The sequence below is a fragment of the Nocardiopsis sp. NPDC055879 genome (assembly GCF_053615935.1).
This window is the reverse complement of record NZ_JBSHCT010000016.1, coordinates 62,431-75,933: the sequence shown is the minus strand read 5'-3', so window position 1 is coordinate 75,933 and position 13,503 is coordinate 62,431. Positions and strand designations below refer to the sequence as shown.

The following is a 13,503-nucleotide window of genomic DNA, read 5'->3' as shown; positions in this document are numbered from 1 at the left end:
CGATACCGGCCGGCACTTCGATGATTACCCGACCCCGCGACGCGGTAGCGAGCCCTTTCCTACTCACGTCCCGAACCAGGATCTTTCGCCATCCCTTTCAGGGTTTTCACCCACCTTCGTTATGACGATCCGCGACCGCGAGGAATGGCGAACCGTTCCTCCACGAACCGTGCGACCGCCCGAACAGGCATGTCGGGCGTACGGGGTCGGCACCGGTTTCCACGTTTGCCCCTACGAGGACCCCGCGTGCGGCTAGTCTGATGCCGTTTCGGCCACCCCCGTCACTTTGGGTGAAGATCTAATGACTGAGCGCCTTCTCTCCGCCATCTCCGCCTGCATCGACTGGGCGCACACCGTCAAGGAACCTCCCACCCTGCACATCGAGGCACTGGTACTCCTACTCAGCGCCCACCAGGACACGGGCGCCACCGATCCCGGTGACTGGACCGTGGACGACGTCCACGAGGTGGCGACCCTGCTCCGTCACCGCGACCGGTTGCCCGAACTGATCCGTGAGACCTGGCTCAGCTGGTGCGACCACCTGGTCACCGACGCACGCCTGGTGTCGACCGAGACCCCGCGCCGGCTGCGCACGGCGATCGAGAAGGTCGACCTGAGCCGATCCGATCACGCCGAGCCGGACTCCGAGGCGCCACCGGAGGTCGCCGCCCCTCTCCTGGAACGCCTGGGGTATGGGGAGACCGAGAACCCCGAACCACCGCGCCCCTACCTGCCCACGCCCGTGGCCGACCTGGACATCCGCGCCGGAGCGTGCCCCACCTTGCACCTGGCCGCGCGACTGTCCGCGTGGATGGACCCGCAGGCTCTGCTTCGCCCCTACACCGAGCACGACGCTCTCGGCGAGAACGACACCGCCGAGGCGGCCCGGGTCCTGGACGTCCCCTCCGGCGAGATCCCGTTCCTGTTCTCCGTCGCCCGCGCCGCGGGCCTGGTGCGCACCGACTATCTGCACGCCCGCCCTGGACCGGCGGCGCACTCGTGGGTGGGAAGGACCCCGGGTGCGGTCGCCGACGCCTGGGCCGATGCCCTGTCCAGCATGACCGCCCGGCCCGGGGCCACACCCTTCCTGGTACTCGGCGAACTCTTCCTCACCGGGAGGGCACTGTCTCCGGACGAACTGGTCCACGTGTGCGCCGAACCGGACCCGGAGTCGTATCTGCCCCGGGTGTTGGAGGTCCTGACCGAGCTGGGGGCGGTGACGGCGACCGACGACGGTCGGCACCTGATCACGGGGTTGGGCGACCACTGCGTCGCCCGCCGATTGAGCGCCTGTGGGGTCGAGGTACCCGCCACACCACCGGTCACGGAGCTGAGTTCCACCGAACTCCTGGGATTGGCGGCAGCGGCTCGGCCGATCGACATCGAGCCCCTGCTGGATCAGTGGTCGGCGGGCCGGGAACCGTCCGAGGCCGCTCGTGAACTTCTCGCCGCCGGTTTGTCACCGGATGATCCCGAGGACTTCGTTCGTTCCATGACCGACCGCCCTCGGGGCGGTACCGTCCTGGAGTATGCCGGTCAGGACTCGCGTCTGACCGATGCCGTGCGGCGGGCCGATTCCTCGGAACCCCGTGATCCCTCACCGTCGCCCTTCGTCAGAGCCGGTGTGGACCGGTTCGAGGACGAGTCCTGCTTCGACTTCGCTGATGAGCACGAGTTCCCCGAAGACCCCGACGGTGGGTACGGGTTCCCTTTCGGAACCGAAGGTCAGCCCTACATGGAGTCGAGTCCGCACTGGGAGTCGGAGTCGAGCCACTGACCCGCCAGAGCAGATAAGGCGGGACCCGCCACGCTCCGTAGGCGAAACCACGATGCGGGGCGCACGAGCCTCCGCTCACCAGGGCCGGCGATCCACCGCTGGATCCGCCGACCCCGAGTCCGGGGTCCCACGGGTTGCGGGTGGGTCCGTACAGCACCGACTCGGTGGCGAAGCTCAGCCCCAGTTCCGGTGCGGTGCTCCGGCCCAGCGTCACCAGGCCGGCCTTACGGAAACGGGCCATCACCTCCTGGTCCACGGCGGCCGACGCGCCGCGCAGGGCCCGGCTGCCCAAGGTGAAGGGCACGCCTCGGGCCACTGGGCCGCTGTCCTTGATCACGAAGGGCACCCCGGCCAAGGGTCCGTGGGGGTCATGGGACAGCGCCGGTTCGAACAACGGCCGGGTCAGGGCGTTGAGTTCGGTGTGGGCCCGGGTCAGGGACTCCCTGGCCGCGGACTCCACCTCGGCCGGTGAGGCCTCCCCGGCCCGTAGCGTCGCCGCCAGGGCGGTGGAGTCCAGTTCGGCGTACTCGTCCGGGCGCGGGTCGTTCATCCCCTCAGGTTCCGGGCGTAGACGAGAAGGTCCACGGCGGGAATCGGGGACCAGTCACGCTCGGGCAGTCGGGTGAAACCGTGCGTCTCGTACAGGCGTCGGGCACCGATCATGATCTGCTGGGTGGACAACACCAGACGATCGAGCCCGTCACGTTCGGCGCGTTCGATCACGGCTTTGACCAGGGCGGCGCCGATTCCGCGGCGTTGTGCTTCAGGAGCGACGGCGAAGGCCCTGATCTCGGCCTCCCGTGGCCCTCGCGCCGCCTCACAGCGCGGCCCCCAGGGCACGTACACGACCGTGCCCAACACGGTGTCACCCTCCACGGCCGCCATGACCTCGTCCGGGGCGTCCCACCCCAGTTCGCGCAAGGTGTCGGCGTAGGAGGGGCCGGTGTCCAACAGGCTCTGGTCCCGGTAGGCCCGAACCCTCAGGTCTCCGATCACGGTGTGCTCGGAGGGCAGCGCGGTGCGAATCATCATTCCGGTATTGAAGCAGAGTCGTTCCGGTCGCCGCCTCCATTTTTCCCTTGCCCCCCTGACCTGGGAAAACCAGGTTATCCACAGGCCTTCTGCGGATTTCTCCGATTTCACCGACGATGGGGGCACGACCATCCCGACACCTACTTCCCGTGGGGCGCCATGACCATCGTCGAACCCGTCCGCTTCCGCCTACTTCGAGGCACCATTCCGTACCTGCTCTCCCTCGTCGTCGAGGAGGGGTTGCGCACCCTGAACGAGTTCCTTCAACCTCGTCCCACCCTCACCCCTCCAGGCCCGAAGGGCCTCGGGCGGGTTTCGAGGCACGGCGTCCCCGAAGAACCGCCGCCCAGGACCAGGCCCCCGAGTACCGCGATGAGCGATATGTGCCGGCGGTACGACGGGGCCAAGACCTCTCCTACCGGTCGGCCCCGTTGTGGGATGGGCGTCCCCCTGCGCGGCGAGAGTGATGGCTGTACGCGGAGGGCGATGTGGCGGCCGACCGGTGATCGTTCCAAGACCGATCGGATCCCCGCCCCGGCGACCGGTCGACATCATCGTGAACCGCTCAAGGAGGTCACCGTGGACACCACCTCCGCGCCGATGGACCGAAGCACTCTCGAAACGTCCGATCAGCGGGGAGAACCCTTCGACTCGTCCGTCGGGGAGACCATGTCCTCGTCGGACGAGGAAGTCGACCTTCGGTGGCGTCCCCAGACCCGCGATGAGGGTCCACTGACCATCCGTCTGGTACCGGTGGGTCAGGCGGCTCTTCAGGCGCGGAGTTGCCCTGGCCTGATCGACGCGTTGCGGTTGACCTCGTGGGTGGGTTCGGCGGTGCCCCTTGTCCGAGGGGGCGGGCCCGAGCGGTTCCGCGCCGAGGACCGGAGCCGGGCGGCCGCCGAGCTGGGTTTGACCCCCAAGGAGATCCCGCGAGTGTTCGAAGCGGCGCTGCGTGCCGGATTCCTGTACACGAGCGCCTCCGATGTCCTGCCCGAGGACGCCATGGAGATCTGGTGTGACGATGAGCGCCTCGTGCGGGCCTGGTCGCGGGCCCTTCCGGTCCTGGCGGGCCCTGATCCGGCTCTTCGTGTACTGGACATCCTCTTCACCTCCGGCCGTGGTCGGTCCTTGGAGGGGTTGGCGCACGAACTCGACGATGTCGAAGGTGTCCCTGCGGCGGTGCACTCCCTGATCCGTTCAGGGGCCGTTGAGCCCCTCCCGAACGGCCAGGTGCGCATCACCCGGTTGGGTGACCACGGCATGGCCCGTCGTCGACACGAGCGGGACGAACCGCTGTTGGAGCATCCGCGGGTCTGCGATCTCTCGGCGCGGGCGCTTTTGCTGCTCCTGTGGGACTCACGGTCGGTCGACATCGAGACGATGGGCGCGGAGTGGGTCGCCGAGCGTTGTGCGCGAGAGGCGGCCCGGTCGCTGTTGGCGGCCTGTACCGACCCCGCGGACTGGCGGCTGCGTGTGCACGCCTTCCGGGTGCTTCGCGGGGTGGGGCCCGAGGCCGACGAAGTACTGGACACCTACCGCGATCACCCGGTCCTGGGTGGTTGGGTGGCGCACGCCCGGCATCGGACCGGGCGGGTCCGGATCACGCAACTGGTGATGGCCGTGCTCGACACCTACGCCGTGCGGGTGGATTCGGGACTGCCGTTGCCGGAGGATCGCGAGCTCTGGCGCGATCCGGAGACCGTCACGAAGTTGATGTGGGGGTCGGGCCATCCGGCCGCGGACAGCGTGCTCAGTGCGATCGCCCTGGGCGCGTTGGGGCCGCGTCCGGCCCGCGCCGCCCGCCGCACACCCGTGTTCTACAACGGGTAGGTCCATCTCGGTGCGGCGCACGCGCTGCCACCCTTCCCTGCCCTGACCGGCAGACCGGCGGGGCAGGGAAGGGCGCACGTCCCGCCGTCCGGTGGTCCGAAGCCCACGCTTCGAACCACCGGACGGTGAACACCATGGGGCCAAGGATCAGTTCCGGGCCGTGCTCATGGTCGACTCGTCGGCCAACAGTCCCGCCAGCTCCTCGAAGGCACCGCCCAGTTCTTGGACGAAGCGCTCCTGCACCTCGGCCAGGCTTCGCGGAGCGTGCAGGTGGAGGTCGATCCGCTCCGGCAGCAGGATGTACCCGATGCCGATGCAGTCGGGGCCGGTCGAGCCGAACCCCCACAGGTTCACCGACCGGCAGGGCACCGAACTGGTGGACAGGTGGTCCGAACGCATGATCCGCCAGCCCGGGCTGTCGTACAGGGCCATCGGTGTCTCGGCTCCGAGCGCGGCACCACGGTCCCTGCGTATGAGTTCGAGCGTCCACAAGTGCCGTTCGGGCCCCTCACCGACCTGGCAGCCCTTGGCGCGCGCCGAGTGCTCGCGAGCGGCGGCTCGGGCCGCGGCCTCGCGGGTGCCCGCGTCCGCGTCCGGGTCCTCCATCGCCTCGACGAAGGCGACCGACTCGGGGGTGATCACACGCATCGACTCGGTGCGGCCGTAGTGGTACTGCCGGCTGGAGATCGACTCGTAGGTGGCGCCCGGTCGTCCCTTGGCACGCTGGTGGGCGAGTTGGAAGGCCAGTTGGATGAAGGCGTCGGGTGATACGCCGAGCGCCTTGGCGCGTTCACTGTTGAAATCACGGCTGCTGAACGTGGCGTTGACGCCTTGGGCCGCGTAGTCGGCGAAGGCCTCACCGGACTCACGGATGTCGGCGCGCAGCGCTTCGTCGAGGACGAACTCCACCGGAGCGAACCCGGGTACGCGACCACTGTCGGTGCCGGTGCGCTCCGGTGCCGAGAAGGCATCGATCGCGTTGAGGAAGGAGGCGGCCGTGGTGCCGTCCAGTGTGCTGTGCTCGCAGTTGAGACCGGCCCGACCGTTGGGGAAGACCACGAAGCCGAGGACCTTGTCGAACCAGCGGTTCGCGCTGTCACCGTGCAGGAGCCGGGCGGCCGCGGCCCGGTCGTCGGTGGGGGTGTCCCCCTCCAGGGTCAGGCACAGCAGCGCGGTCTCCACGGTCTCCAGTGCCACGAGGTTGGCTGAGTCGATCTCGAGCAGCGCGTACCTGCTGCGAGCCCACTTGGTCCGGTCCTTGGTGGTCAGGTGGCCGACCGACTGCCCCGGGGCGGTCTGTTCCGACACGGTCGCGAGCAGCTCGCGCAACCCTGTGGTCAGCTCGTCAGGGGTGTGGGGGCGACCGTCGGGGTCGAGCACGTCGAAGGAGAACATGTGCCCGTGGGTGAACACGATGATGTGTCTTGCCCGCGAAGGCCCGGGGTGTTCGGGGCTGTAGGGGGTGCGGACGGTGTCCATCATCTCGCCTGGGATACGGGTCGTACCGAAGAGGCGTTTGAGCTGTTCCATCGATTGGGGCCGCCCACGTGGCGCCTCCGGGGGCACCTCTTCGGCGTCGACGCGCCGCTTGAAGTCCACGGCTGCGGCCAGCAGGTCCGCCGCGCGTTCGCACTGGTCGCCTTCGCGGTCGGTGAGCAGGAAGAAGTAGTTGACGTCCAGTGCGACCCGGCCCCGAGCGCCGAGGTACTGGCTCGGCCAGTAGTCGTCCAGCCAGGTTTGTGAGTCCTGGCTCGCGTCGACGCGTTCCAGTTCGGAATGCAGTGCCCAGGCTGGGCTCTCCGGGCTCAGGAACTCCTCCACCGCGGTCTCTGTGGCGGTGAACTGCGCGCTGTCCAACAAAGGTTCGCACCAGCGCAGGAACCGCTGCGCGCTGTCTCTGAGCGCCGGCAATGGCAGCCGGGGAAGGTCGTCGTCGTGGGCGAAGGTGCCGGGTCGATGGGGGTCGGTCATGGGGGTCTCGCTTTCGTTTTCGACGGTGAGGGCCGAGCGTGTGCAGATGCTCCGTGGGTCGTCGGGACGGGATCTCGTGTGTGGTCGGCGGTGGGCCCTACCGGGCGCTCGGTGTCTTGGGGTCCTGGGCGGCGTCTTCCCGGTCGGGTGTCACCGGTCGATCCCGGTGCTTCGGGCGAGGGTGGTCGTGTCGTCCGTGCCCGAGCCGTCGGTCCATGGGCGCATCACCGTGTACGGGGGCGCCCATCGGCGGTAGAAGGTTCGGGAAGGTGTTCGAGGTGGGACTCGGCGAGTCCGGGGGCGCCGGCCCGCAAGCCTGTGGCTTCAGCCACGGGTGGTTGACCTTGTCGCCTCCACGGGGGTTGGACCAGCCGTTGTGATCGCGGCGCGAGTCTACTGTTCGGTAACCACTGCGTTGTGGGCGGGATCGCCTACGAGGACGGGGCTTCGAGTGGTGTTCCCGGCGTGTCCCACGCCTTCGCTTCCCGGCTTCGATTCCGGAAACCGTCGATCACCGGAGGTGGGTAGCCTCGATGCTCCGTCGTCTTCGTCGAAGGGTCCGTTCATGAGTCGTCACGTCCTGGTCACCGGTGCCGCGCGAGGTATCGGTCGCGCGATCGCCATCGCCTTCGCCGACGCGGGCGATCGGGTCGCCGTGCACTACGGCTCAAACCGGGAGGGCGCCGAGGAGACGCTCCGGTCGCTGCCCGGTGTCGGCCACGTACTGGTCTGCGCCGACCTGAGCGAGCCGACCGCCGCGTCCGAACTGGTCGAGACGGTCCTGGAACGACTCGGAGGGCTGGACGTCCTGGTCAACAACGCGGCCGTGAACCTGCCCCACCCGATCGCCGAGACGCCCTTCGATGAGTGGGTGACGGTGTGGCGCCGAACCCTGGACGTCAACGTCCTGGGCGCGGCCCACATCGGTCATCGGGCCGCCCGACACATGATCGACCAGGGGGTGCGCGGACGCATCGTCAACATCGGCTCTCGGGGTGCGTTCAAGGGGGAGCCGGAGCACCCGGCCTACGGTGCGAGCAAGGCCGCCTTGCACGCGATGGGCCAGTCCCTGGCCGTGGCACTGGCTCCGCACGGGATCGGCGTGGCGTCCGTCGCCCCGGGTTTCGTCGCGACCGAGCGGGTGGCTCACCGGGTCACCGACCAGGTGCGCGCGCAGAGCCCCTTCGGGCGGGTGGCCACCCCCGAGGAGGTCGCCGCGGCCGTGCTGTTCCTGGCCTCACCCGAGGCGGAGTGGGCCTCGGGTTCCGTCCTGGATCTGAACGGGGCCTCGTACCTGCACTGATCCGTCCCATTGGTGTTGGTCCTCGGGTGCGTCCCGGGCGGGCCCTGACCGTGGGCCACGGAGGTCGGCGGCCGGCCGCCGATCCCAAGGGGTCACGGCGAAGGGCCCGATGCGTCATGCCCCAAACCCCGCTTCTATCGCTTTCGTCGCCACTATGTCGGCGAAACCACCACACGGACATGGCGAGGCGCTGTACAAGGGAGAGAAAGGGAGTTCGAGACACCAGGACTCGGGGGCAGGAATGTCATCGCACCACTCGGACGCGTCGGCCCACCATCGCTTCGCCGCCCGACCGGTGTCCCTGCGACCGCCCCGGGAACTGGCCCGGTCCGCCTTGGCGACCCCGTTGTTGGGCGACGCCCTGGATCTGGCCCGCTGGTGCGGCCCCATCACCCACGTCGACGTGCACGGTCTGCCGGATCTGGACGACACCCGCGACGCGATCCGCAGGTTCGGTCTTTGGCCCCATCACCTGTGCCGGGATCCCCATCGCCGGGACGAGTGGCTGCGGCGGATCGACTCCCCCGAACAGGCACACCGTTTCATCCGGTCCTGGCGCGCCGCCCTGAGGTTGGGGCTGGTCCAGTGCGAAACGGGCCAGGCACGGCCCGCTCAGGATCTGGACCGCCGGGTGCGCGCCCCCGAACAGGTCCTGCGCTGGTGGGTGCTCGGTTTCCGTGAGTGCGTGGAGCGTTCACTGCGGGAGGTCGCCGGTATCTCACCCGACACAGCTCTGGGACGCCTGTACGAGTCCCCCAATGGTGCTCGTGTCCCGCTGCGCATGCTGACCCAGGAGGTCGTGACCGCTCAGGAGGAGATCCATCTGCCGATGGTGTGCCCGGGGCGCAGCACCGCCAGGCTCGCTCGCGGAGCGTGGGAGCTACGCGATTCCGGCGCGGTCGAGGTCGGGCACAGCACTCCCAGGGCGCCCAAGGACGTTCCTCGCGATCATCGGACCGACCCGCTCTGGGCGGAACTCACCGACCTGGGCCGGTACGGGATACGGCAGATCCTGTTGGCGAGTGGCCGTCCGGCTCCTCTGCTCGATGAGTTCGTGCGGCTCGACGCGGGTGCCTTCTTGGACGCGTTGGCCACGTTCTCCCCCGATGGCCAGCTCGTCGGGCTCACCTCGTGGTCGGACTCCCGCGCGCCCGAGGAGACGCTGAGGGAGATCGTCGCGGTCTGTGCCGGGCCGGGGAGGGCACTGCGTCGTTGGAACGCCGCCTTGGTCCTGGGCCTGATCAGTTCACGCATCGGTCAGCGTCTGCGTCGGTTGTTGGTCGAGCCCGATCCCACGGTGGCGGGTCTGGCCTCGGTGGTGTTGTTGTCCTCGCACATGCTCCCGCAGGAGGAACGCGAGTCGTTGAGCGCCCGGTTCGGGCATTGGACGGCCATCGACGTGTTCGCCGCGGCCTCCGCCCTGGGCGAGTCCGGGATGCGGTCCTTCCTGGTCTCGGAGGCCGCCGAGGGCATCGACCGACACCTGTTCGATGACGTCGACCGGCTCTGGGACCCGGAGCATCCCGATACCCGTGAGGTCCTGCGGGCTCTGGGCAGTCACCATCCCGATCCGGAGGTGGCGGCGCGGGCGAGGGCCGCTCGGGCTCGCGCGCCGCACCCGCCCTGAGGCGTGGGCGACCACCTCCGGCACCCGATCGGACGCTACACCGTGGCCTTCCCTCGTTTTTCGGTCGCGGCCTGTCGCACCCTTCGGTCTCGGCGGCGCAGGACCACCAGTCCGAAGAAGAGTGCGACGGCCATGGTCGCCACCATGATGCCCAGGAATCCCCAGGGGCCCACCAGTGGGCTGACCATCAACGGGATGGCCGCCGCGGTGACCAGTCCACCGCCGAAGAAGGGTTCGAAGATGAGCTGTTTGTATCCGAACGCCGGGTAGGCGGGGGTACGTACTTCCGGGTCCACCACGCGCATCAACACCATGCCGGTGGCCGTCACGCCCATCGACTGACCGAACTCGCCGATGCCGCGCTCGAACCAGAAGTTCGGCATCATGCGCGGCGCCAGGAAGAGGAAGGCGAACAGACACCACAGGATGCCGGCGATCGCCAGGACCGCGAAGGTGAGGATGTTGTCGGCGATGGCCTGCAGTGACAGCGTCGCCATGGCGGCGATGATGAGCACGTCCAAGGACAGGCCCTGGATCCGCTCCACGGAGCGTTCGTCGACGATGTCGTTGCGGTCGAAGCGGTCGATGACCATCTGGACGAGGATGCCGCCGATCATGGCCAGTGGGAACAGCGGCACGTACGCCATGACCTCGATGGTCTCGGCCCACAGTGCCTGCTCCAGCCATTGCAGTCCGGACAGGATCAGCTGACCGATGATGACGGCGACCGCCACCAGACCGAAGTGCAGGGTCAGGGGGTCCATGGACGAGGGGTGCACGGTCATCGTCGAACCGGCGGTGCGGTTGGCCCGCTCGATCAGACCGGCCTGTTCACGGTCGGTGCCCTTGTTGTCGGCGCTGATCACCGAGGTCTTGCCGTGACGCACGCCCCAGTTGATGAGGACGATGCCGATGATGACCCCGGAGAGCAGGCCGACGGTGGCCATGCCCAGTGCGAGGTCCTGACCCTCGGCCCAGCCGACCTGTTCGAAGGTGGTGCCGAGTCCGGCGGCGGTTCCGTGACCGCCCAGGAACCCGATCTCGATGAGCGCTCCGGAGATCACCGGAACGTCGAGGAAGGGCACCAGGACCAGCAGGGCCAGGAGGATACCGATCACGTACTGGCCGCTGGCCACGGTGATACCGAAGGCCAGGTTGGGGCCGGCCAGGTCGACGGCCTCGCGCAGCTTCGGCAGTCGTTTACCGAGGAAGAGGCTGGCGAAGACCACCGAGATGAGCAGGCCGGGCAGGGCCGACCAGACCGACATGACATCCACACCGAACAGGCCGCCCTCGGCCACGCGGTCGGCGAGTCCCACCGCGATGCCCTGGTCCGCGAGCAGGCCCATCGCCCAGCCGAGGACGTCGGGGCCGAGCAACAGGGCGATGCCGCCGCCGATGATCGAGCCGGGCAGGTAGAGCTTCTGGGTGAGCTTCCACTTGACCCGGATCAGCTTGGAGACCAGCAGCAACAACCCGAGGAGCAGGAGTGCGAGGCCAACGGTGTCAGGGGACATATCCACCTCTCGGAACGGCCCCGAGGAGGAACGGTACGGGGCGGACGTGTACCCCTGGCACGCGGACACACGCGTGGCTCGGCACGTGGTCCACCCGCGCAGGGGTCGGGGCTGGGAGGTAGGTCGCATGTGTCAGTGACTCGGCTGACGCGAACACCCGGGAATCTTACACACGGTGATGGGATCGCCAGGACTCGCCCACTTCGCGCTTGGAGGGAACGTGACGAACGGTCGATAACATCCCGATAACCCCACGGGATCGGTAGTGAAGGGGGTGTGATCCGAAAAGCCCCACCCTTGCCGTTTTCACGCTCCGTCAGCGTTCGCCGGGGCGGTGGCGGGTACCCGGAACCGGCCGTCGTACACGCCGATCATCCGCCCGATCTCGGTGGGGATCCTCATAAACCCCGGTCGGCCGTTCGACTCTCCTGTGCGCGCCCTCCCGACCGGGACGCTTACTCGTTCTTCCCCGGGTCCGCCCCGAAGGAATCGGCGTCGCCCCGCCCTGACGTCCAGGGCCGCCCGAACAGTTCTCGGGCCCACCGGGTCAGCTCTCGGTGGCGGGCGTGTTCCGGACCGACCAGGTCCAGGGGTCCGCCCCAGCTCTCCCCCGGTTCCGGTGCTCCCAGGCCGAGGGTCTCCCGAACCGCCGCCAGGACCCCTTCTCCCGGATCATCCTCGACCCGTGGAGCCGAGCGGATCCGTTGGGAGAGCGCGCGACCCACACGGGTGGCCGCGCCGACGCACACCACCCCCAGGAACTCGGCTTCGCGGAAGGCTCGCAGGACCCGGAACTCATGTTCGGGATCGACGGCGGTCAAGGGCTGGTACCAGTGCGCGGCGGAGAGCAGCCACTCGGTTCCCGTTGCCTTCTTGTCCTCCTCGGCCAGATCCCGTGTGGCCCGCGCGCCGTCGATGCCCAGGGTGATTCCGTCCGGCACGTGCGTCAGTGCGCACACCACGGCCCATCTGCTGCGGGCGTCGGCGCCCTCCTCCACTGCCCCGGAGGACACGGGTTCGTCGTCGGTGGGCCACCACAGGCCGTCCTCCGCGCGCCGGGCCCAGCCCTCCAGGAGCGCCACCAGGCGCACCTCCGGGGCGGCGGCCGACCATGCTCGGGCCTGGTCGGAGAGGGTGACGTGATCGTTCTCGGCGATCAACAACCCGGTCCGGGCTCCCACCTCCAGCCAGGTTCTGGCCAGGTCCTCGTTCCCGCCCACCGCCTTGGTGAGCCTGCGTCGCGACGGCACCGCCAGGTGACCGTCACGACGCAACCTCCCGGGGCGTTCGGTGAGAGCGGCCACCAGTCGGGTGTCCGCCCCCGCCAGGAAGGTGAGCGCCTCCCGGGAGAGCTCCTCCACCGCACCGGGTCCACGTCCCTGCGGCATCCCCTCGGCCGGGGGCCCCATGACCTGTGGCGGGGCCGGATCGAACCGGTGTGGGAAGGAGCGCCGGATCGTCAGGGCCACTTCGCGCGCGACCTCGAAGACGCGGGCGTCGTCGGTCTCGTAATCGGTCGGCAGCAGCAACCCGTGCTCCAGCAGCCAGTCCTGTTCGTCGTCGCCCGTTCCGTCCACCGGTAGGTCCATGCCCCACGCCAGGTGGGTCCGGGCGATCTCCACCTGATCGGAGAAGAAGGTCAGCTGCAGGATCCGGTGCCGCACCTCGTGCGGCGCATCGCGTACCAGGGACACCACCCTTTGTTCGTCGGTGAGCGCGTCCGCCAACGTTTTCCTCAGTTCCCACCAGTCCCCGGTGGGATCGAGTCCCAACGCCAAGGCCATCCGGCGCAACGTCGCCAGGCCGTATCTGTCCAGGGCCTCCTCGACCGACCAGGGGTAACCTCGCATGCCGAATTGGTATCCGGCGTCGTCGGGCAGGTGGTAGCCACCATCACCGTCCGGCCACAGGATCGCCAGGTCCAAGAGGTCGGACACGCATTCCTCCGCGCGCATCCTGGCCAACCCGGGGCTGTCGGCGTCCACCTTGGCCAGCAGGGCCTCGTGGTCGACCGGCCCCAGGAGGAACGGGTCCTGGGCGAGGGATCTCCGTCTGCGCGGCCAGCCGCCCTCCGGCCCGCCCGGAAGCAGCTCCTGCGCGTTCTCGGCGACCGCGACCACCGCTCGCAGGATCTGGTGGTGGGGCAGGGGCAGTCGTTCGAAGACCGTGGGCCGCAAGGCCAGGATCATGATCAGGTCGAGCAGGGTGTCGGGGGTGGCCGTCCGGTAGCGGACGGCGCCGTCGGGGATGGTGGACAAGATGTCCGCGACCCGTTCCGGCGGCATGGTGCGAAGGTGGGCGTCCAACGCGGCGAGTCGGTCCATGGTTTCAACTTTAGGGTTCGTCGTGCCCACGCGCACCGATGATTTCCCGGTCTGTGGACAACCCGGACACGGGTCCCCTCGCTCCCGGCTTCGTACCGATCTGCGGGAAACCACTCCACCGG

Annotated in this window: 8 protein-coding genes and 1 pseudogene; 4 read left to right on the top strand and 5 right to left on the bottom strand. The window is 68.9% G+C overall.

The annotated features are described in order from the left end of the window. The first annotated feature begins 301 nt into the window (after positions 1 to 301). On the top strand, positions 302 to 1,777 hold the full coding sequence (locus tag ACWGKS_RS19825; RefSeq protein WP_452456425.1) for a hypothetical protein: 1,476 nt from the start codon (positions 302 to 304) through the stop codon (positions 1,775 to 1,777). Between the two features lie 73 nt (positions 1,778 to 1,850). Here ACWGKS_RS19825 and ACWGKS_RS19820 read toward each other — a convergent pair. After that, positions 1,851 to 2,327 (bottom strand): annotated as a pseudogene (locus ACWGKS_RS19820) (amidase family protein); the annotation flags it as partial. Then, complete coding sequence (locus tag ACWGKS_RS19815) at positions 2,324 to 2,809, bottom strand: GNAT family N-acetyltransferase (RefSeq protein WP_358505298.1); 486 nt, start codon at positions 2,807 to 2,809, stop codon at positions 2,324 to 2,326. The gene ACWGKS_RS19815 and the pseudogene ACWGKS_RS19820, both read right to left, overlap by 4 nt. Before the next feature lie 579 nt (positions 2,810 to 3,388). Here ACWGKS_RS19815 and ACWGKS_RS19810 point away from each other — a divergent pair. Then, a complete protein-coding gene (locus ACWGKS_RS19810) occupies positions 3,389 to 4,639 on the top strand; it encodes a hypothetical protein (RefSeq protein ID WP_358505301.1) in 1,251 nt (416 codons plus the stop codon). Between the two features lie 147 nt (positions 4,640 to 4,786). Here the strand turns inward: ACWGKS_RS19810 and ACWGKS_RS19805 are convergent, their stop codons facing one another. Beyond that, positions 4,787 to 6,610 (bottom strand): choline/carnitine O-acyltransferase, encoded by a 1,824-nt coding sequence (locus ACWGKS_RS19805; RefSeq protein WP_358505304.1) that lies wholly within the window; start codon positions 6,608 to 6,610, stop codon positions 4,787 to 4,789. A 565-nt stretch (positions 6,611 to 7,175) separates the two neighbouring features. On the opposite strand from ACWGKS_RS19805, the gene ACWGKS_RS19800 reads away from it, so the two are divergent. Then, positions 7,176 to 7,913 carry an SDR family NAD(P)-dependent oxidoreductase gene (locus tag ACWGKS_RS19800; protein WP_358505307.1) on the top strand — a complete coding sequence of 246 codons (738 nt, stop codon included), beginning with the start codon at positions 7,176 to 7,178 and terminating at the stop codon, positions 7,911 to 7,913. 241 nt (positions 7,914 to 8,154) lie between these two features. Beyond that, entirely contained in the window at positions 8,155 to 9,540 is a 1,386-nt protein-coding gene (locus tag ACWGKS_RS19795; RefSeq protein WP_358505310.1) for a hypothetical protein, read from the top strand. A gap of 35 nt (positions 9,541 to 9,575) precedes the next feature. Here the strand turns inward: ACWGKS_RS19795 and ACWGKS_RS19790 are convergent, their stop codons facing one another. Both ACWGKS_RS19790 and ACWGKS_RS19785 read right to left on the bottom strand, forming a co-directional pair. Further along, on the bottom strand, positions 9,576 to 11,057 hold the full coding sequence (locus ACWGKS_RS19790) for a sodium/glutamate symporter (RefSeq protein ID WP_358505313.1): 1,482 nt from the start codon (positions 11,055 to 11,057) through the stop codon (positions 9,576 to 9,578). Positions 11,058 to 11,512: 455 nt separating this feature from the next. Further along, positions 11,513 to 13,381, bottom strand: coding sequence for a hypothetical protein (locus ACWGKS_RS19785; RefSeq protein WP_452523470.1), 1,869 nt, complete (start codon positions 13,379 to 13,381; stop codon positions 11,513 to 11,515). Positions 13,382 to 13,503: the final 122 nt, after the last annotated feature.